The 18,668-nt window shown below is 61.6% G+C and carries 18 protein-coding genes; 5 read left to right on the forward strand and 13 right to left on the reverse strand.

Features of this window, described 5'->3' with window-relative positions; translation table 11 throughout:
* The first annotated feature begins 2 nt into the window (after window positions 1-2).
* Window positions 3-815 carry a DUF2135 domain-containing protein gene (locus J5M66_RS10245; RefSeq protein WP_206421506.1) on the forward strand — a complete coding sequence of 271 codons (813 nt, stop codon included), beginning with the start codon at window positions 3-5 and terminating at the stop codon, window positions 813-815.
* A 62-nt stretch (window positions 816-877) separates the two neighbouring features.
* On the opposite strand, the gene J5M66_RS10250 is transcribed toward J5M66_RS10245, so the two are convergent.
* The 10 genes from J5M66_RS10250 to J5M66_RS10295 all read right to left on the reverse strand — a co-directional run bounded on the left by J5M66_RS10250 (window position 878) and on the right by J5M66_RS10295 (window position 10,867).
* Complete coding sequence (locus J5M66_RS10250; RefSeq protein ID WP_016772997.1) at window positions 878-1,048, reverse strand: hypothetical protein; 171 nt, start codon at window positions 1,046-1,048, stop codon at window positions 878-880.
* A gap of 418 nt (window positions 1,049-1,466) precedes the next feature.
* Entirely contained in the window at window positions 1,467-2,213 is a 747-nt protein-coding gene (locus tag J5M66_RS10255) for a S24 family peptidase (RefSeq protein WP_073475694.1), read from the reverse strand.
* Between the two features lie 319 nt (window positions 2,214-2,532).
* Window positions 2,533-3,060 (reverse strand): inorganic diphosphatase, encoded by a 528-nt coding sequence (ppa, locus tag J5M66_RS10260; RefSeq protein WP_003205933.1) that lies wholly within the window; start codon window positions 3,058-3,060, stop codon window positions 2,533-2,535.
* 112 nt (window positions 3,061-3,172) lie between these two features.
* Entirely contained in the window at window positions 3,173-3,985 is an 813-nt protein-coding gene (locus tag J5M66_RS10265) for a zinc-dependent peptidase (protein WP_207808227.1), read from the reverse strand.
* Between the two features lie 4 nt (window positions 3,986-3,989).
* The gene (locus J5M66_RS10270; protein WP_016773001.1) at window positions 3,990-4,640 is read right to left on the reverse strand and encodes a DedA family protein; all 651 of its coding nucleotides are present in this window, start codon (window positions 4,638-4,640) and stop codon (window positions 3,990-3,992) included.
* Window positions 4,641-4,868: 228 nt separating this feature from the next.
* On the reverse strand, window positions 4,869-5,330 hold the full coding sequence (locus tag J5M66_RS10275) for a GNAT family N-acetyltransferase (RefSeq protein WP_016773002.1): 462 nt from the start codon (window positions 5,328-5,330) through the stop codon (window positions 4,869-4,871).
* Window positions 5,331-5,445: 115 nt separating this feature from the next.
* Window positions 5,446-6,270, reverse strand: coding sequence for an ethanolamine ammonia-lyase subunit EutC (eutC, locus tag J5M66_RS10280; RefSeq protein WP_130927826.1), 825 nt, complete (start codon window positions 6,268-6,270; stop codon window positions 5,446-5,448).
* Between the two features lie 5 nt (window positions 6,271-6,275).
* A complete protein-coding gene (locus J5M66_RS10285; protein WP_024014467.1) occupies window positions 6,276-7,670 on the reverse strand; it encodes an ethanolamine ammonia-lyase subunit EutB in 1,395 nt (464 codons plus the stop codon).
* Between the two features lie 52 nt (window positions 7,671-7,722).
* The gene (eat, locus tag J5M66_RS10290; protein WP_122610986.1) at window positions 7,723-9,174 is read right to left on the reverse strand and encodes an ethanolamine permease; all 1,452 of its coding nucleotides are present in this window, start codon (window positions 9,172-9,174) and stop codon (window positions 7,723-7,725) included.
* A gap of 172 nt (window positions 9,175-9,346) precedes the next feature.
* Window positions 9,347-10,867, reverse strand: a complete 1,521-nt coding sequence (locus J5M66_RS10295; protein ID WP_024014465.1) for an aldehyde dehydrogenase family protein — start codon at window positions 10,865-10,867, stop codon at window positions 9,347-9,349.
* Window positions 10,868-11,169: 302 nt separating this feature from the next.
* Here J5M66_RS10295 and J5M66_RS10300 point away from each other — a divergent pair, with 302 nt between their 5' ends.
* The 4 genes from J5M66_RS10300 to J5M66_RS10315 all read left to right on the forward strand — a co-directional run bounded on the left by J5M66_RS10300 (window position 11,170) and on the right by J5M66_RS10315 (window position 15,548).
* Window positions 11,170-13,080, forward strand: a complete 1,911-nt coding sequence (locus J5M66_RS10300; protein WP_207808226.1) for a sigma-54-dependent Fis family transcriptional regulator — start codon at window positions 11,170-11,172, stop codon at window positions 13,078-13,080.
* Between the two features lie 197 nt (window positions 13,081-13,277).
* Window positions 13,278-14,627 carry a UDP-N-acetylmuramate:L-alanyl-gamma-D-glutamyl-meso-diaminopimelate ligase gene (gene mpl, locus J5M66_RS10305; RefSeq protein ID WP_207808225.1) on the forward strand — a complete coding sequence of 450 codons (1,350 nt, stop codon included), beginning with the start codon at window positions 13,278-13,280 and terminating at the stop codon, window positions 14,625-14,627.
* Entirely contained in the window at window positions 14,624-15,271 is a 648-nt protein-coding gene (gene ubiX / locus J5M66_RS10310) for a flavin prenyltransferase UbiX (protein ID WP_150638397.1), read from the forward strand. The genes mpl and ubiX overlap by 4 nt, the downstream gene beginning before the upstream one ends.
* Entirely contained in the window at window positions 15,264-15,548 is a 285-nt protein-coding gene (locus tag J5M66_RS10315; protein ID WP_095181909.1) for a YceK/YidQ family lipoprotein, read from the forward strand. Before ubiX ends, J5M66_RS10315 begins: the two co-directional genes overlap by 8 nt.
* Window positions 15,549-15,678: 130 nt before the next feature.
* Here J5M66_RS10315 and J5M66_RS10320 read toward each other — a convergent pair whose 3' ends face one another.
* The 3 genes from J5M66_RS10320 to J5M66_RS10330 all read right to left on the reverse strand — a co-directional run bounded on the left by J5M66_RS10320 (window position 15,679) and on the right by J5M66_RS10330 (window position 18,633).
* Complete coding sequence (locus J5M66_RS10320) at window positions 15,679-16,320, reverse strand: oxidoreductase (protein ID WP_016773010.1); 642 nt, start codon at window positions 16,318-16,320, stop codon at window positions 15,679-15,681.
* Between the two features lie 27 nt (window positions 16,321-16,347).
* The gene (locus J5M66_RS10325) at window positions 16,348-18,075 is read right to left on the reverse strand and encodes a C13 family peptidase (RefSeq protein WP_071173707.1); all 1,728 of its coding nucleotides are present in this window, start codon (window positions 18,073-18,075) and stop codon (window positions 16,348-16,350) included.
* Window positions 18,076-18,177: 102 nt separating this feature from the next.
* Window positions 18,178-18,633 (reverse strand): MaoC family dehydratase, encoded by a 456-nt coding sequence (locus tag J5M66_RS10330; RefSeq protein WP_016773011.1) that lies wholly within the window; start codon window positions 18,631-18,633, stop codon window positions 18,178-18,180.
* Window positions 18,634-18,668 lie beyond the last annotated feature (35 nt).

The raw sequence follows: 18,668 nt of genomic DNA on the forward strand, positions 1-18,668 counted from the left end.
CCATGACACTCCGTTATCCACAGGTCTTGCTGCTGCTCTGTGCCCTCAACGTACTGCCGCAAGCGTTCGCCGCCGATGGCGTCAAACTCGACACCCCGGTGGGCGGCTGGCGCAGCGGCGCACCGCAAGGCGAGGGCGAGAGCTTTCGCCAGACCGTCAACTACCCGGCCTCGTCGGTCAACACACCGCTTGGCCAGGCCAATACCGCCAGAATCAGCGGCCAGATCAAAGCCGTGCCGAAGAACAACGAACCCGGCCGCCTGATCGTCAACGGCGTCAGCATGCCGCTGAAAATCGACCCCGCCGGCGGCTTCGATCGCCCGTTCTCCTTCCCCAACGGCAGCAACAGCATCGAAGTGCGCAGCGCCGACGGCCAGCAACGCCACCGCACGCAATTCCTCAACACCCGCGGCGGCGCCACCCCGGCCAAATTGCGCGTGCTGCTGGCCTGGGACAGCGACGGCACCGACCTCGACCTGCACCTCGTCACCCCCGACGGCGCCCACATATGGTACGGCAACCGCGTCGCACCCAACGGCGCCGCCCTCGACGTCGACGTCACCACCGGCTACGGCCCGGAAATCGCCGCCATGCCCGCGCCGATCAAGGGGCAGTATCTTGTCTATGTGAATTATTACGGCGGCGGGTATCGCGGAGATGACGAAGGTGGGGATGAAGCGGTGCAGGCGCTGACCACGGCGCAGGTGACGGTGATTACTGAAGAAGGGACGCCGAGCGAGAAGATGGAGACGTTTGTAGTGCCGATGCGGACGGCGGGGGAGCTGACGTTGGTGAAGTCGTTCAGTTATCCGTGAGGGGCATTTGTCCAACAGGTTGTTGGACAAATTCAGCAACTGTAGCTGGGCGCTCGAACAGCTTACAGATCAGCCAGACTGACCTGCATTCGCTGAGGAGCGGCGAGGCGCTCGTGAACGATGGCGGCAAGTTCGTCATCTTCTTCACTGGCCAACTTATCTTCGGCAGGCGGCTCGCCTCGTTCGGCGGCGCGCTTCAGCGCGTCCTCAATGGGGAATGAGGTTTTGGGCATTTGGTGTTTCCTGCGATATTTGGCGGGACGGTAACCAGTGCATTGGGCGCTATACAAGCTGGAATGCAATTTCAGCAATGGATATGGTTTGTTGCAGGCATTAAAAAGCCGGCTTGTGGCCGGCTTCTCGGGGACTGGCTTGGTTTATTTTTGGTAAACCGCGCCAGCCTTCAAAACGTACATCCGGATCTGCGTCCGGCTGTGGGACTTGGTCAGACGTTGGTCTGCCTCGTCGGGCGTCATCCGAGCCGCAGGGCGGGTCGATGCGCGAATGTGGGGCGCAGGATACTGAGTTTTGCTTTGGATTCCCAGCCTCAAGTGCGGTTTAGAGCGACTGAAGCGGTACAAACTCGGGATTTGTACCGGTTGTCAGGGCCTCTTCGCGGGCGAGCCCGCTCCCACAGGTTCTGGCAAACAGTCATAGAAACGGCACCACCGGCCGGCGCTTGCCCAGTGTCGACCACCAGAACACCCAGCCAAGAATGTGAATCCGCTGCTCTTCGATCTGCGCCGGCCGGAAGACCTCGTCGGGGTATTCGGCGCTGTTGTGGCTGCGCATGCGCAGGCCGTTGCCGGGCATGCGGTGCAGGTATTTGATGCGCAGCATGCCGTCGTGCTCTACGGCGTAGATTTCGCCGTCGACGACCTGGGTCAGGCCACGGTCGATGGCGACGATGGAGCCGTCTTCGATGCGATCGGCCATGCTGTTGCCGATCATGTGCGCGCAGATGGCGTTGGCGTGCTGGATGTCGAGTTGATCGAGGTGGGCGCGGGGCAGGCGCAGGGACTGGTCGGGGTCGAGGATGACGTGGGTTTTGCCATCGCCGTTGGCGATCGGGGTTTCCTTGAAAAATGCCAGGTCGATGTCGCTGGGGTTGATGACGGTGTAGACGCCGCAGATGGACTGGGCATCGAACGTGTCGCCGTTGCTGGCGGGTGGGTGCAGGCGCGCGACCTCCTTGACGCCTTCCCCGGTTTTCAGCCATTCACTATTGACCGACAACAGGCGTGAGACTTCTTCCATGCGATACGCCGGGACGCCCCGGGTGTACCAGTTATGAACGTTTTGGGCTTCCGTGCCCCAGAACCTTGCGAAATCCGTGGTGCTGATGTTCGCTGCTTCCAGGAGTGCCTTGAATCGTGGACCGCTAGTGTTCTTTCTCATAAACACGGAGTCTACGGCCGGACTAGAGCGGTTTGAATAAACCGGGCGTTCAAAAAAAGCCTGTATTTTGCGACGGGATGTAAGACGTACTTGTGGGAAATTAAACAGATTAAAACTGCATGTAGGAATTTAAACGGTTTGTTTAGTCGGGCTTTTTCAAGAGCCCCTCACCCAACCCTCTCCCGGAGGGAGAGGGGGCCAACCAAGGTGTATTTCGAGTTACATCGACCAGAACAACCGAGTCGATTATGCAGACGCCAATAACAAAAAACCCCGGAAATCCGGGGTTTTTTTCAAGCGTCACGCAAGGCGCAATGGCTTAGCCCTTGTAGGCGGCAACCGACTTGGTGATCGCTTCGCGGGCGGCGTCTGCGCCGGCCCAGCCTTCGATCTTGACCCACTTGCCCTTCTCGAGATCCTTGTAGTTCGCGAAGAAGTGCTCGATCTGCTGGATCAGCAGGGGTGGCAGGTCGGTGTATTCCTTCACGTCGACGTACAGCTGCGACAGCTTGTCATGTGGCACGGCGATGACTTTGGCATCGCCGCCGCCGTCGTCGGTCATGTTCAGGATGCCGACTGGGCGCGCGCGGATCACCGAGCCTGGCGCTACCGGGTAAGGGGTCACGACCAGTACGTCGAGGGGATCACCGTCGTCAGCCAGGGTGTTCGGGATGTAACCGTAGTTGGCCGGGTAGAACATTGGGGTGGCCATGAAACGGTCAACGAACAGGCAATCGCTGTCTTTGTCGATTTCGTATTTGATCGGCGCGTGGTTGGCCGGGATCTCGATCGCGACGTAGATGTCGTTCGGCAGGTCTTTGCCAGCCGGAATCTTGCTGTAGCTCATTGGGCGTTGCCCCCGTAGTTGACCAAAAACACTTGGCCGGATTGACCAAAAAGTGGCGGCGATTATAGGCACATTCCTACGCCGACGCCACGTACCAGAAGTCGTGCAGAGCTTAGTCGTGCGCCTGATAGACCGGGTCTGTGGCCTGAAGTTGCCGCAGTCTGCCCAACGGATCCTGCCGGTAGAAAAGCTGCAGTTGCAAGTAGACCTGTGGATAAGCCTCGTGGAGCAGGTCCGGGGCGCTGAAGAAGTATTCGCTGGTGACGGCGAAGAACTCCGCCGGGTTCTCGGCGGCGTAGGGATCAATGGCGGTTTCGGCGTCGGGATCGTGGTCGAGCTGGCGGTTGAGGTCGTCGTAGGCGGCCTGCATCACTTCGGCCCAGTCGCTGACGCGCATGTCGGCGTGCAGTGGCGGCAGGCCGTTGGCGTCGCCGTTGAGCATATCGAGCTTGTGCGCCAGTTCGTGGATCACCAGGTTGTAGCCTTCCCAGCCACCGCTGGCCTGTACGCCGGGCCAGGCGAGAATCACCGGCCCCTGCTGCCAGGCTTCACCGCTGTGTTCGCCGTCCCACTCATGCTCGACGCCGCTGGCATCGCGATGACGTTGCGGGCTGAGGAAGTCATCCGGGTACAGCACGATCTCGTGGAAACCCTGGTACCAATTCAGATCACCGAGATGCAGCAACGGCAACTGCGCTTGGGCGGCGAGCAGCAGGCGTTGCTCCTGATGCAGTTCGACGCCGGGCAGGGCGGTCAGGTGTTTGTCGTCGAGAAACAGCACACAGGCTTCGCGCAGCCACTGGTCTTCAGTCGCGCTGATGCCATCGAGGAAGGAGAGTTGATGGCGCACCCGTTGCCACAGGTCGTCGGCAATCGGGTGCCTGGCCAGGAGGCGCCGGCATCGCCAGGCGCTCAGTGACCACATCGGATCAGTGCGATTGCACTTTGGTGCCGCCGAACCGGCTGCGCACCACGCCGATGATCATCGGCACCAGCGACAGCAGGATGATTGCCACCACCAGCAGCGAAAGGTTTTTCTTGATGAACGGCACGTTGCCGAAGAAATAACCCAGGGTGACCAGACCGCCAACCCAGAGGATGGTGCCGAGCACGCTGAAGCCGAAGAAACGCGGGTACGGCATCCGCGCCACGCCCGCGACGAACGGCGCGAAGGTGCGGATGATCGGCAGGAAACGCGCCATGGTCACGGTCTTGCCGCCGTGCTTGTCGTAGAAGTCGTGGGTTTTTTGCAGGTAGTCGCGACGGAAGATTTTCGAGTTAGGGTTGCTGAACAGCTTCTCCCCGGCCGTGCGTCCGATCACGTAGTTGGTACTGTCGCCCATGATCGCCGCCAGCATCAGCAGGCCGCCGAGCAGCACCGGATCCATGCCACCGCCGGCAGCCACTGCGCCAGCGATGAACAGCAGCGAGTCGCCCGGCAGGAATGGCATCACCACCAGACCGGTTTCACAGAAGATCACCAGAAACAGGATGGCGTAGATCCATGGCCCATAGTTGTTCACCAGCAAATCGAGATACACATCGAGATGCAGGATAAGGTCGAGCGGGTTGAAATCCATGGGGGCACCTGTATGACGGCCCGACTCGGCAGGCCTGTGCGGATGACTTCGTGTAAGCCTACAGCGGGGTGTAGTTTTTCTTACAAGCCGGAAAGATCGGGATTATACGGTCTGACCGCTGAAAAGCGCGCCGGTTTTGTAGCGGGGAGTGTCGCGAAGTGAGCAATTGTCAGGGAAGGGGCGGCCGTGGCGAGGGAGCGAACTCCCTCATCACCGAAGCCGTTGGAGTCAGAGCTCGTCGCTGATTGGCAGTACGTAGTTCTTGAACTCGGTGTCTTCCTTGAAGCCGATCGATTCGTAGGTTTTCTGCGCCACTTCGTTGTTCGCGCTGGTCGAGACGCGCATGCGCACGGCCTGGGTTTCCTTGGCCATTTTCTTTGCGGTGCGGATCAGGTTGTCGGCCACCAGTTGCCGGCGCGCATCTTCGGCAACGTAGATATCGTTGAGAATCCACACGCGTTTGAGCGACAGCGACGAAAAGCTCGGATAGAGCTGGCAGAAGCCCATGAGTTTCTTGTCGTCATCGTCGGCCAGGGCCAGATAGATCACCGACTCTTTGCGGCGCAGGCGTTTTTCGAGGAACGCGCGGGAGGAATCCGGGTAAGGCAGGGAGCCGTAGAACTCGCGATATTTGACGAACAAAGGAGTCAGCAAATCCAGATGTTCGAGGGTCGCTTGAATAATCCGCATGATAGGTCTCGTCTTCAAGTGGCTGTCTTCAACTGCTCTGACGGCGATGGGAAACCCGGGCGGCCGTGCGTCGATCCTGCCTGAAAGCAGCGCAGAAAGGCAATGCGGAAACGGTTCAGGCTGGCGGTGGATCGAGCAGGAAGTTGCCTTTCATGTCGACAGCGTCGTCCGCCTCCAATGTGTGCAGCTGAGCTTCATCCTTCAGGTTGACCCCCGACAGCTGGCGCCGACACGCCTCGCGCATCAGATACAGCAAGCGATGCGCCGCCATGCCGTAGCTCAAACCTTCAAGCCGAACATTGGAAATGCAGTTGCGATACGCGTCGGTCAGGCCGACCTTTGGCGCGTAGGTGAAATACAGCCCGAGGCTGTCCGGCGAACTCAGGCCCGGGCGCTCGCCGATCAGCATTACCACCATTTTCGCCCCGAGCAACTGGCCGATCTCGTCACCGATGGCGACGCGACCCTGCTCGACCAGCACCACCGGCGCCACGGACCAGTCGTCGCCGCTCATCTGTTCTTCCAGGCGCGTCAGGAACGGCAGGGTGTGGCGATGCACCGCCAGCGCCGACAGGCCATCCGCGACGACAAGCACCAGATCGACGCCGCCCGGGTATTGGCTGGCATAGTCGCGCAAGGTCTGCGCCGCTTCATCGCTGAGCTTGCGCCCCAGGTCCGGGCGTTGCAGGTAGGTGTGTCGGTCCGGCGCGGCGCTTTGCAGCGCCAGGGTTTCCCGCCCGCGCTCGCTCAGTTGTGCGCTGATTTCGCTGTGATCGAAGGCCAGGTGCACGGCATCGCGGGCCTGGGCGTGGGCAAACTGAAAATCCAGCTGCGCCCGCGTCGGCAGACTGGTGCCGGTGCGGCCCAGGGCAATGCGTGCCGGGGTCAGGCGGCGCAGTTCCAGCCACGGGTTTTGCGGATCGACCGGAGGTTTTTCCATAAGACTCATCCCAAGTGCGCCAAGGCCTGGCGGAAGGCCGGCGGCAGATTGTTGCCGAAGCGAACCTTGCCGTCCGCCTGGGTGAAGATGCCCATGTTGGCCAGCCATTGCTCGAACTCCGGCGCCGGTTTCAGGCCCAGGGTCTGGCGGGCGTACAAAGCGTCGTGAAACGAAGTGGTCTGGTAATTGAGCATGATGTCGTCCGAGCCGGGGATGCCCATGATGAAGTTGATCCCGGCGACACCGAGCAACGTCAGCAGGGTGTCCATGTCGTCCTGATCGGCTTCGGCGTGGTTGGTGTAGCAGATGTCGCAGCCCATCGGCACGCCGAGCAACTTGCCGCAGAAATGATCTTCAAGGCCGGCGCGGATGATCTGTTTGCCGTTGTAGAGGTACTCCGGGCCGATAAATCCTACGACGGTGTTCACCAGGAACGGCTTGAAATGTCGCGCCACGGCGTAGGCCCTTGTCTCGCAAGTCTGTTGATCTATGCCGTGGTGGGCGTTGGCCGACAGCGCGCTGCCCTGACCGGTTTCGAAATACATCAGGTTCTGCCCGAGGGTGCCGCGCTTGAGACTGAGCCCGGCGTCGTAGCCTTCCTGCAACACGTTGAGATTGATGCCGAAACTGGCATTGGCGGCCTCGGTACCGGCAATCGACTGGAACACCAGATCCAGCGGCACGCCACGGTTGATCGCCTCGATCGAAGTGGTGACGTGGGTCAGCACGCAGGCCTGGGTCGGGATGTCGTAGCGCTGGATGATTGCGTCGAGCATTTCCAGCATCGCGCAGATCGAAGCGATGCTGTCAGTGGCCGGGTTGACCCCGATCATCGCATCGCCGTTGCCGTAGAGCAGGCCGTCGAGAATGCTCGCGGCGATGCCGGACGGCTCGTCGGTCGGGTGGTTGGGTTGCAGGCGGGTTGACAGGCGCCCGCGTAAACCGAGGGTGCCGCGAAATTGGGTGACCACGCGGATTTTCTGCGCGACCAGCACCAGATCCTGCACGCGCATGATTTTCGACACGGCGGCGACCATTTCCGGGGTCAGGCCGGGGGCGAGGGCGCGCAGGCTGGTTTCGTCCGCCGCATCACTGAGCAGCCAGTCGCGAAAGCCGCCAACGGTGAGGTGGCTGACCACGGCGAAGGCTTGCTTGTCGTGGGTGTCGATGATCAGCCGGGTGACTTCATCGGCTTCGTAGGGAATCAGCGCTTCTTGCAGGAAGTGGGTGAGCGGGATGTCCGCCAGGGCCATTTGCGCGGCCACCCGTTCGCCGTCGTTGAGCGCGGCGATCTCGGCGAGAAAATCCCCCGAGCGGGCGGGGCTGGCCTTGGCCATGACGTCTTTGAGGCTGTCGAAGCGGTAAGTCTGCGCGCCGACCGTGTGAGCAAAACTGGCCATTCAGCGTTCTCCGTGACGGCGCAGAATGCGTCTGCGCCGTGGTTTTCGACAATCAGTGCAAGGCTTGTTCAGCTTTTTGAATCGCCGCGAATTCTTCTTCCGGCGTGCCCGCTACCAAGTGATGCCGACTGTAGAAAGCAAAGTAAGCAATTAACACTCCATAGATGATCGCGGCGCCGATCACCACCCGTGGATCGACGAGGAAGCCCGCCACCACGGCGATGCACGCCAATACCAGCGCCACACCCGAGGTGAAAATGCCACCCGGCGTGCGGTACGGCCGGTCCATTTTGGGGCGCCGGATGCGCAGGGTGATGTGCGCGGCCATCATCAGCACGTAGGAAATGGTAGCGCCGAACACCGCGACGAGAATCAGCAGGTCGCCCTGACCGGTCAGCGACAGACCAAAGCCGATGATGCCGGGAATCACCAGGGCCAGCACCGGCGCCTTGCTCTTGTTGGTCTGCGACAGTTTGCGCGGCAGGTAACCGGCCCGCGACAGCGCGAAGATCTGCCGCGAGTAGGCGTAGATGATCGAGAAGAAACTGGCGATCAGCCCGGCAAGACCGACCAGATTGACGAAGCTGCCCATCCACGTCGAGCCACCGTAGGCCTTGCTCAGTGCTTCGACCAGCGGATTACCCGACGTCAGCAGCGAATTTGCACCGGCGCCGCCAGGGCCGACGATCAGAATCAGCAGGGCGAACATCAGCAGCACCAGCATCGCCCCGATCAGACCGCGCGGCAGGTCGCGCTTGGGGTTTTTGGTTTCTTCGGCGGCCAATGGCACGCCTTCAACGGCAAGGAAAAACCAGATCGCATAGGGAATCGCCGCCCAGACGCCGACATAGCCGAACGGCAGAAACGGACTGGCGCCGACCGCAGTGGTCACCGGGATGTCGAGCAGGTTGGCAACGTCGAAGTGCGGCACCATTGCCACCAGAAACACGCCCAGCGCCAGCGCGGCGACGGCGGTAATGATGAACATCAGCTTGAGCGCTTCGCCGACCCCGAAAATGTGGATGGCGATGAAGACGATGTAGAACGCCAGGTAGATCATCCAGCCGCCAATGCCGAACAGCGACTCGCAGTAGGCGCCGATGAACACCGCGATGGCAGCGGGGGCGATGGCGTACTCGATGAGGATCGCGGTGCCGGTGAGAAACCCGCCCCACGGTCCGAAAGCACTGCGGGCGAAACCGTAGCCGCCGCCAGCGGTGGGAATCATCGAGGACAATTCGGCCAGGGAAAAGCACATGCACAGGTACATGGTCGCCATCAGCAGCGTGGCGAGAAACATGCCGCCCCAGCCACCCTGGGCGAGGCCGAAATTCCAGCCGGCGTAGTCGCCGGAAATCACATAAGCGACGCCGAGGCCCACCAGCAGGACCCAGCCGGCGGCGCCTTTTTTCAGTTCGCGTTGTTGGAAATAATCGGTGCCGACTTTTTCGAAGTCGACGGAGGAGCCGGTCGCCGGAGCGCCGGCCGGGGATTCGCTTGGCATAGGGTTCACCATTTTTATTGTTTTATTGGCCCGGCTACAGCCAGGAACCTGATCGTTCCCACGCTCTGCGTGGGAATGCAGCCCGGGTCGCTCCGCGTCCCTTCGAAACCGAACGCGGAGCGTCCGTTGAGGCATTCCTTTGCTGCGCGTGGGAACGATCAGCATCGCAGGATCAGAAGAATCCCAACGGATTGATGTCGTAGCTCACCAGCAGGTTCTTGGTCTGCTGATAATGGTCGAGCATCATTTTGTGGGTTTCACGCCCGACGCCGGACTTCTTGTAACCGCCGAACGCGGCATGCGCCGGATAGAGGTGGTAGCAGTTGGTCCACACGCGACCGGCCTTGATCGCCCGGCCCATGCGGTAGGCGCGGTTGATGTCGCGGGTCCACAGGCCGGCGCCGAGGCCGAACTCGGTGTCGTTGGCAATCGCCAGGGCTTCGGCTTCGTCCTTGAAAGTGGTGATGCTCACCACCGGGCCGAAGATTTCTTCCTGGAACACGCGCATCTTGTTGGTGCCCTTGAGCAGGGTCGGCTGGATGTAATAACCGGTGGCCAGGCTGCCCTCGAGTTTTTCCACTTTGCCGCCGGTCAGCAGTTCCGCGCCTTCGCCTTTGGCGATTTCCAGGTACGAGAGGATCTTGTCGAATTGCTGCTCGGATGCCTGGGCGCCGACCATGGTGTCGGTGTCCAGCGGGTCGCCGCGTTTGATCTGGCTGACTTTCTTCATCACGGCCTGCATGAATTCGTCATAGATCGATTCCTGCACCAGTGCGCGGGAAGGGCAGGTGCACACTTCGCCCTGGTTGAAGAACGCCAGTACCAGGCCTTCGGCGGCTTTTTCGATGAAGCTCGGCTCGGCCTGCATGATGTCTTCGAAGAAGATGTTCGGCGACTTGCCGCCCAGTTCCACGGTGGATGGGATGATGTTTTCCGCCGCGCATTTCATGATGTGCGAGCCGACCGGGGTCGAGCCGGTGAAGGCAATCTTGGCGATGCGCTTGCTGGTCGCCAGCGCTTCGCCGGCTTCTTTACCGAAGCCCTGCACGACGTTGAGCACACCCGGCGGCAGCAGGTCGCCGATCAGCTCCATCAGCACGCAGATGCCCAGCGGGGTTTGCTCGGCAGGCTTGAGCACCACGCAGTTACCGGCGGCCAGCGCTGGCGCGAGTTTCCACGCGGCCATCAGCAGCGGGAAGTTCCACGGAATGATCTGGCCGACCACGCCCAGCGGTTCATGGATGTGATAGGCCACAGTGTTGCCGTCGATTTCCGCAGCGCTGCCTTCCTGGGCGCGCAGGCAACCGGCGAAATAACGGAAATGGTCAGCGGCCAGGGGGATGTCGGCGTTGAGGGTTTCACGGATGGCTTTGCCGTTGTCCCAGGTTTCGGTGATCGCCAGCAGTTCGAGGTTTTCTTCGATGCGGTCGGCGATTTTCAGCAGGATCAGCGAGCGCGCCTGCACCGAAGTGGCGCCCCACGCATCGGCGGCGGCGTGGGCAGCGTCCAGCGCCTTGTCGATGTCTTCGGCGGTGGAGCGGGGGAATTCGGCGATTGGCTGGCCATTGACTGGCGAGGTATTGGTGAAGTACTGACCTTTGACCGGCGCGACGAACTCGCCGCCGATGTAGTTGCCGTACTTGCTCTTGAACGAGACTTTGGCGCCGTCAGTACCGGGGTGGGCGTAACGCATGATGATGTTCTCCTTGGCTTTGTACTTATTAGAGAAACGCGCAAGTGCGCTTGCTTTAAGCGTAGAGCAAGGGCCGGGCCACTGCCGTGCAGGTCAGGCAAATCAAGGGCTTGGCCGGTTTGTCTCGGACGAATGGAGTGGTGCTGTGACGGTATCGGTACAGCGCGAGTGACAGTTTGTACCGCTTGCGGCACAGCCCATGACCGGGCGGTCTTGCCAGCATTGCAATGCCGGAGCCGCTGGAGGATGCTGGGCGTCACCTCATGCTTTGGGCCATCGCGCCCCGGGGAGAACAATAAGAAATGCACGACAACCATTTGAGTCGCCATGCCCGCCAGGTTCTCACCGTCACCCAGGGCAAACCGCACCTGCACGGCCCCGGCGCCGATCCATCGATCGCCCGTTCGTGGCTGCGCTGCCTTGAGGACTATCACCTCGATCCTTCTGTGACCATGGCGCCGACCGTGCTCGAGCATGGCCGGGTGCTAGAAAGTCGCGAACGTCTGCAACAAGTGCTGCAAATCGCCGGCACCGAGATGAGCAGCCTGCATCAGCAGCTCTCCGGCGCCGGCCATGCGGTGCTGCTGACCGATGCGCGTGGGGTGATCCTCAATTGCGTGACCGCGCCGGCCGAACGGAAGATTTTCGAGCGTGCCGGGCTCTGGCTCGGCGCTGACTGGAGCGAAGCCTGCGAAGGCACCAACGGCATCGGTACCTGCCTGGTGGAGCGTCAGGCGCTGACCATTCACCAGGACGAACACTTTCGCGGCCGCCACACCGGGCTGACCTGTTCGGCGAGCCCGGTGTTCGATCCCCATGGTGAGTTGCTGGCGGTACTCGATGTGTCTTCGGCGCGGCCGGACGTCTCGCGGCAGAGCCAGTTCCACACCATGGCGCTGGTCAACCTGTCGGCGAAAATGATCGAGAGCTGCTACTTCCTGCGCTGTTTCGACAATCAGTGGTTGCTGCGTTTCCATCTGCAGGCCGAGTCCGTCGGCCTGTTCAGTGAAGGGCTGCTGGCGTTTGACGGCGAAGGGCGGATCAGCGCAGTCAACCAGAGTGCGATGAACCTGCTCGGGCATATTCGCGGTGGTTTGCTCGGTAAACCGGTGGAAGCGTTTTTCGATTGTTCGCTGGATGACCTGCTTGGCCGCGCGAGTGCCAACGCCAGCGCCAGTTGGCCGCTGCGCACCCGTGATGGCCGGCATCTGTTCGCGGTGTTGCGCGGCGAATCGCGCAAACCTACTGCCATTGTTCCAGCGCCAATCGCTACTCCAGCGCCACGCCTGTCCGGCATCTGCCTCGGCGATGAAGCGTTGCAGGCGGAATTTCGCAAAGCCCTGCGCGTGTTCGAGCGCGACGTGCCGCTGTTGATCAACGGCGAAACCGGCTCGGGCAAGGAAGCGTTCGCCAAAGCTGTGCACCAGGCCAGCCAGCGCTGCGGCAATGCTTTCGTCGCACTCAATTGCGCGGCCATTCCGGAAAGCCTGATCGAGAGCGAACTGTTCGGCTATCGCGGCGGCAGCTTCACCGGCGCGCGCAAGGACGGCATGCGCGGCAAGCTGCAACAGGCCGATGGCGGCACCTTGTTCCTCGACGAAATCGGCGACATGCCACTGGCGTTGCAAACGCGCTTGCTGCGTGTGCTGGAAGATCGACAAGTGGTGCCGATTGGCGGCGAGCCGCAAGCGGTAGACGTGCGCATCATCAGTGCGACGCACCGCAATTTGCTCGAGCGGGTCGAGGACGGCAGTTTCCGTGAAGACCTGTATTACCGCTTGAACGGGCTGGAAGTGGCGTTGCCGGCTTTGCGCGAGCGCAGTGATAAATCGCAGTTGCTGGATTTTCTCCTGGCGGAGGAGGCGGGAGGCGAAACGATTCTGATCGACGAAGCCGCGCGGCAGGCGCTGCTGGCGTTCGATTGGCCGGGCAATGTGCGGCAGTTGCGCAATGTCCTGCGTACGCTGGCGGCGTTGTGTGATGGCGGGCGGGTCGGCGTTGAGGATTTGCCGGTGATGATTCGGCAGGCGCGGCCGGCGGTGGTGGCGGCGCAGATTGTCGCGCAGCCATTGGACGACGCCGAGCGTGTCGCATTGCTCAATGCGCTTGAGCAGACGCGCTGGCATATGACCCATACCGCTGAACAGTTGGGCGTCAGCCGCAATACGCTGTACAGAAAGCTTCGCAAGCACGGCATCGCCCGCTCTGCCTGACGACCTGATCGTTCCCACGCTCCGCGTGGTAACGCCTCCCCGGACGCTCCGCGTCCGCTTTGGGACGCAGAGCGTCCCGTGCTGCATTCCCACGCAGAGCGTGGGAACGATCAGGTCGAACAGGCCCGCCCCTCAGCTAAAGAGTGCCATTTCCCCCTCCCTACGCTAACCTGCGGCCATGTTTTACGAGGTCGACTATGCACATTCATATTCTGGGTATCTGCGGGACTTTCATGGGCTCGATGGCGGTGTTGGCCAAAGAGCTGGGCCATCACGTCACCGGCTCCGACGCCAACGTCTATCCGCCGATGAGCACGCAGCTCGAGGCCCAGGGCATTCAGCTGACGCAGGGTTATGACCCGGCACAGCTCGATCCGGCGCCGGATCTGGTGGTGATCGGTAATGCCATGTCCCGTGGCAACCCGGCGGTGGAATATGTGCTGAACAAAGGCCTGCCATACGTCTCCGGCCCGCAGTGGCTGGCCGATCACGTGCTGCAAGGGCGCTGGGTGCTGGCCGTGGCCGGTACCCACGGCAAAACCACCACCAGCAGCATGCTCGCCTGGGTGCTGGAGCATGCCGGCATGAGCCCGGGTTTCCTCATCGGCGGCGTGCCGCAGAATTTCTCGGTATCGGCGCGCCTGGGCGGTACGCCGTTTTTTGTGATCGAGGCTGACGAATACGACAGCGCATTCTTCGACAAGCGCTCGAAGTTCGTCCACTACCGTCCACGCACGGCAATTCTGAACAACCTTGAATTCGATCACGCCGACATCTTCCCTGATCTGCCAGCGATCGAGCGTCAGTTCCACCATTTGGTGCGCACCATTCCGAGCGAAGGTCTGGTCATCCACCCGACCACCGAGCCAGCGTTGCAGCGCGTGATCGAAATGGGCTGCTGGACGCCGGTGCAAACCACCGGCGCCGGCGGTCAGTGGCAGGTCAAGTTGCTCAGCGAGGACGGTTCGGCGTTTGAAGTGATGTTCGAAGGCGTGTCCCAGGGCACCGTCGAGTGGGAATTGACCGGTCAACACAACGTCGCCAATGCCTTGGCTGCTCTGGCCGCAGCGCGTCACGTTGGCGTGGTGCCGTCCATGGGCATCGCCGGTTTGAGCGCGTTCAAGAACGTCAAACGGCGTATGGAGAAAGTCGCCGAGGTGCGCGGCATCACCATTTACGACGACTTCGCTCACCACCCGACCGCCATCGCCACCACGCTTGATGGCCTGCGCAAACGCATCGGCGACGCGCCACTGATTGCGATCATCGAGCCGCGCTCCAATTCGATGAAGCTCGGCGCCCACCGTGACGGTCTGCCGGACAGCGTGGTCGATGCCGATCAGGTGATCTGGTATGCCCCGGCCAACCTCGGCTGGGACCTCGGCGCCACCGCAGCGTTATGCACCGTGCCGTCCATCGTCAGCGATTCGCTGGAAGGCATCATCCAACGCGTGAAGAGCCAGGCGCAGCCCGGCACGCACGTGGTGATCATGAGTAACGGCGGCTTCGGCGGCCTGCACGGCAAGCTCGCCGAGGCACTGCAATGAACAGTTTTTCCCAGGCCGGCGGCCCGGAACGCATCACCCTGGCGATGACCGGTGCTTCGGGCGCGCAGTACGGTTTGCGCCTGCTCGATTGCCTGGTGCGCGAAGATCGCGAAGTGCACTTCCTGATCTCCAAGGCTGCGCAACTGGTAATGGCCACCGAGACCGACGTGTCCCTGCCGAACAAGCCGCAGATGATGCAGGCCTTTCTGACCGAATATACCGGCGCGGCTGCTGGGCAGATTCGCGTGTACGGCAAGGAAGACTGGATGTCGCCGGTAGCCTCCGGCTCCGGCTCGCCGGCAGCCATGGTGGTGGTGCCGTGTTCGACCGGCACGCTGTCGGCGATTGCCACCGGCGCATGCAACAACCTGATCGAACGCGCGGCGGACGTCACCCTGAAAGAGCGCCGTCAGTTGATTCTGGTGCCGCGTGAGGCGCCGTACTCGAGCATTCATCTGGAGCACATGCTCAAGCTGTCGAATCTGGGCGTGACGATTCTGCCGGCCTCGCCGGGCTTCTATCACCAGCCGCAGACCATCGATGATCTGATCGACTTCGTTGTGGCGCGGATTCTCAATCTGCTTGGCATCCCACAGGACATGCTGCCGCGCTGGGGCGAGCATCACCTGAGCAGCGATGAATAAGCTGCTGGTGCTTGTGCTGGCGCTGCAATTGGGCGGGTGCGCCACCGTGCGCACGCTGGATGCGGCCAAACCCGGCGCACCGGTGGTGTACGCCGGGACGCGCCTGGATTTGTATGCGTTGAACGGCGGCTGCTGCGCCATGGACCGGTTCGGTGCCGAGGCGCCGAGCTATCCGGGCGTGGACCTGCCGGCTAGCGCGTTGCTCGATACGCTGTTGTTGCCGTTGTCGTTGCTCACCGTGATTGGCGTGGGCTTTCAGGCGACTGGTGGATTGTAGCGACTGATCGTTCCCACGCTCTGCGTGGTAACGCATCCTGTGACGCTCCGCGTCACGCTTTTTAGGACGCAGAGCGTCCATGGCTGCATTCCCACGCAGAGCGTGGGAACGATCATCATGGGCGGATGGATTATTTGCCGAGCTTGCGCAGCTCATCCGACTCGATCACCCGCACCCCATCCTGTTCTTCCAGCGCCAGGCGCCACATTGCTCGCGCCAACTGGCACGCTTCGATGCCGTGGTATTTGCCCGGAATCAGCTTCGACAACGGCCCGGCCAGTTGCTCGACCAGACGCGGTTCGGTGCGTTCGCCAAGCAGCAGCGAAGGTCGGCAAATGGTCAGCTGCGGCCAGTTCTGCGCGCGCAGCGCCTGTTCCATTTCACCCTTGACCCGGTTGTAGAACACCGAGGAATTCGGATCGGCGCCAATCGCACTGATCACGATCAGGTGCCGCGCGCCCATCTCCCGCGCGCGCTTGGCGAACGCCACGACCATGTCCAGATCGACTGCGCGAAAGGCTTCTTCGGAGCCGGCCTGTTTGATCGTGGTGCCGAGGCAGCAGTAGGCGATATCGACCCGGCCACTGAGCTGCGGCAGAAACGCCTGCGGGTCGCCGACCGGGTTTTCCAGATGCGGATGCTCGGCCAGCGGCCGACGTGAAGGGGCGAGGACACGGGTAATGGTTGGCTCGTTGAGCAAACGGTCGAGCAGATGTTCACCGGTCAGTCCGGTGGCTCCGGCAAGCAATACGTGCTGAGGCGTCAAGTACATAGTGTCTCTCCCTTGATACTGTTCAGCTTAGTTGCCTTTTTTCGCCGCGTCGTTCAATGCGCTGCTTTGCAACGCTTTGCGCGCCTGCTGTTTTCGCAGCAGCTGCCAGTGCGACAGCACGGTTTTCGGCGCCCAGATCTGCGGCTCCGAGGCTTCGAAGCCGTCGGCCAGTTCGCGTTCGGCGACGGTGGCCTTGGCCAGTTTGAATGCCTGCTCAAGGTCGTCGGTCTGGTTCAGTGCCTGGGCAAACAGCGCATCGCCGAAATAAGTGAAGTTGGCTTCTTCCGAGCAACCGAACGACACCCGATCGGCGCGCGAGGCAGTCATGATCAGCGTGCGTTCGTCTTTCAGCGCCGGGATGAAGCCGCCGGAATAGCACGAAGAAATCACGATGACCTTGTCGCGATGCTTCAGCGGCGCGAGCACGGCGGCGAGCTCATCGGCGGGCAGGTCGGCCAGTTCCATGCGCGGCTGATCGAGCACCAGTTCATGCTCGGCGGTGCCGTGGCTGGTCAGATAAATGAACAGCAGATCTTCCGGCCCGCTGCGTTCGGCAAGGGCTTGCGCGGCGCGGCGCAGGTTTTCCCGGGTGGCCATCGGCCGGTCGCCGAGATGATCGCGATGATTGACCAGACGAATCTGGCCGAAGGCGCCGAAGCGCGTATTGAGCATGTTGGCGACATAGTCTGATTCACGCAGGAACACGCTTTGCTTGCCGTCGCCGCCGAGGGTCAGGGTGTACAACTCGACTGCCGGAGTCGAAGCGGGAATCGCCGCCAGTGCGTCGTCGAGCAGACGACCCTGGGCGAGCAAACCGAGTTCGAGAGTGTCGGGCAGCAACTTGCCGTCGGCGTCACGAACGCGTTGGCCGTTGATCCAGGTGCCACTGAGCACGCTGCCATCGGTCAGCACCAGCGTGCCGCGTCCTGAATAGCTGTCGTTGTCGAAGCCGCCGATGTAGAAGCTGCCATCGGCGAGGTTCAAACGGCCCTGGCCGGTGAAGCGCCAGTCATTGAACACACCGATGTAATGGCTGCCATCCGCGCCGATCAATTCGCCCTTGCCGGTCAGCGCGCCTTCCTTGAACTGGCCGAGCCAGACGTCGCCGTCGGCGTTCTCGTAGCGGCCCTTGCCGTGCAGTTGATTGTTCTTGAAACCGCCGACGTAGATATCGCCGTCGGCGCTGTTGTAAGTGCCGTTGCCTTCCAGTTGGCCGTTGACGAAATGCCCGCTGAACGAATTGCCGCTGGCATCGCCGCGCTGGCCTTCGCCGTTGGGTTTGCCGTGGGCGAACTGGCCTTGATAGGAGCTGCCGTCGTCCATTTCCAGACGGCCGAGGCCGGAATACTGGTCAGCCTTGAACTCGCCGCGATAGGTCATGCCGTTTTCTTTTAGCGTGCCTTCGCCATCGCGCCGGCCCTGCTTGAAACCACCGGTATAACTGCTGGCATTGGTGCTCAGGCTGCCCTGACCATCGAACAGCCCTTGCTGGAACTGGCCGCGATAGACCTCGCCGTTGCTGCCATGCCATTCGCCCTGCCCGTGCCACTGGCCCTTGTCGAACTCCCCGGCGTACCAGCTGCCGTTGGGGTAGTCGACGCGGCCCTGACCTTGCAGCAAGCCGTCGACCAGCTCACCGCGATAGCGACCGCCATCGGGCAGGCGCGCATCCGGCGGCAACAGCGATTCGCCGTCGCCGCAAGCGGTGAGCATCAGGGTCAGGGCAAGGGGTGCAAGTCGAGCGATTGAGCGCATAGCGGGATCCGGGCAATTAGGCGACCGAGTATGCCGCAGCTATGCGTCGCATATATACAGACGTGACGCGAAACAGCGTGCGCTGCTTCGCATCCGGGATGATCAGACGAAGCAGAGTGACAGCGGCTCGGCGATGTAGGCCGGTTTGTCCGAACCTTCTATCTCCAGTGTCGCGGTAGCCTTGAGCAACCACTGGCCGGGTTTTTTCTCGGTCACTTCGACCATGTCGACCTTCAGTCGGACTTTCGAGTTGACCTTGACTGGCTGGATGAAACGCACGCTGTCCAGGCCATAGTTGACGACCATCTTCACGCCTTCGGGCAGCACGAGGATGTCTTCCATCAGTTTTGGCATCAGCGACAGCGACAGGAAACCATGGGCAATCGTGCTGCCAAACGGCGTTTGCGCAGCCTTGACCGGATCGACGTGAATGAACTGAAAATCACCGGTGGCTTCGGCGAACAGGTTGATGCGCTCCTGATCGATGGTGAGCCATTCGGAACGTCCAAGTTCCTTGCCGACATAATCTTTGAGCTCTGCAACGGGAACATAGGGCATTGAGACTCTCCTTGGGTTCATCGGTTTTATAGTTT

The sequence above is a fragment of the Pseudomonas sp. 67(2021) genome, assembly GCF_017491835.1.
Lineage (GTDB): Bacteria > Pseudomonadota > Gammaproteobacteria > Pseudomonadales > Pseudomonadaceae > Aquipseudomonas > Aquipseudomonas atacamensis.

Coding starts and splice junctions, on each gene's coding strand:
- J5M66_RS10285 (WP_024014467.1), bottom strand. CDS start 7,670: ATGGCCAGTTTTGCTCACACGGTCGGCGCGCAGACTTACCGCTTCGAC.
- J5M66_RS10295 (WP_024014465.1), bottom strand. CDS start 10,867: ATGCGTTACGCCCACCCCGGTACTGACGGCGCCAAAGTCTCGTTCAAG.
- J5M66_RS10325 (WP_071173707.1), bottom strand. CDS start 18,075: ATGCGCTCAATCGCTCGACTTGCACCCCTTGCCCTGACCCTGATGCTC.
- J5M66_RS10300 (WP_207808226.1), top strand. CDS start 11,170: ATGCACGACAACCATTTGAGTCGCCATGCCCGCCAGGTTCTCACCGTC.
- J5M66_RS10330 (WP_016773011.1), bottom strand. CDS start 18,633: ATGCCCTATGTTCCCGTTGCAGAGCTCAAAGATTATGTCGGCAAGGAA.
- J5M66_RS10275 (WP_016773002.1), bottom strand. CDS start 5,330: ATGCGGATTATTCAAGCGACCCTCGAACATCTGGATTTGCTGACTCCT.
- J5M66_RS10255 (WP_073475694.1), bottom strand. CDS start 2,213: ATGAGAAAGAACACTAGCGGTCCACGATTCAAGGCACTCCTGGAAGCA.
- J5M66_RS10250 (WP_016772997.1), bottom strand. CDS start 1,048: ATGCCCAAAACCTCATTCCCCATTGAGGACGCGCTGAAGCGCGCCGCC.
- J5M66_RS10245 (WP_206421506.1), top strand. CDS start 3: ATGACACTCCGTTATCCACAGGTCTTGCTGCTGCTCTGTGCCCTCAAC.
- J5M66_RS10320 (WP_016773010.1), bottom strand. CDS start 16,320: ATGTACTTGACGCCTCAGCACGTATTGCTTGCCGGAGCCACCGGACTG.
- J5M66_RS10315 (WP_095181909.1), top strand. CDS start 15,264: ATGAATAAGCTGCTGGTGCTTGTGCTGGCGCTGCAATTGGGCGGGTGC.
- J5M66_RS10265 (WP_207808227.1), bottom strand. CDS start 3,985: ATGTGGTCACTGAGCGCCTGGCGATGCCGGCGCCTCCTGGCCAGGCAC.
- eutC (WP_130927826.1), bottom strand. CDS start 6,270: ATGGAAAAACCTCCGGTCGATCCGCAAAACCCGTGGCTGGAACTGCGC.
- mpl (WP_207808225.1), top strand. CDS start 13,278: ATGCACATTCATATTCTGGGTATCTGCGGGACTTTCATGGGCTCGATG.
- ubiX (WP_150638397.1), top strand. CDS start 14,624: ATGAACAGTTTTTCCCAGGCCGGCGGCCCGGAACGCATCACCCTGGCG.
- J5M66_RS10270 (WP_016773001.1), bottom strand. CDS start 4,640: ATGGATTTCAACCCGCTCGACCTTATCCTGCATCTCGATGTGTATCTC.
- eat (WP_122610986.1), bottom strand. CDS start 9,174: ATGCCAAGCGAATCCCCGGCCGGCGCTCCGGCGACCGGCTCCTCCGTC.
- ppa (WP_003205933.1), bottom strand. CDS start 3,060: ATGAGCTACAGCAAGATTCCGGCTGGCAAAGACCTGCCGAACGACATC.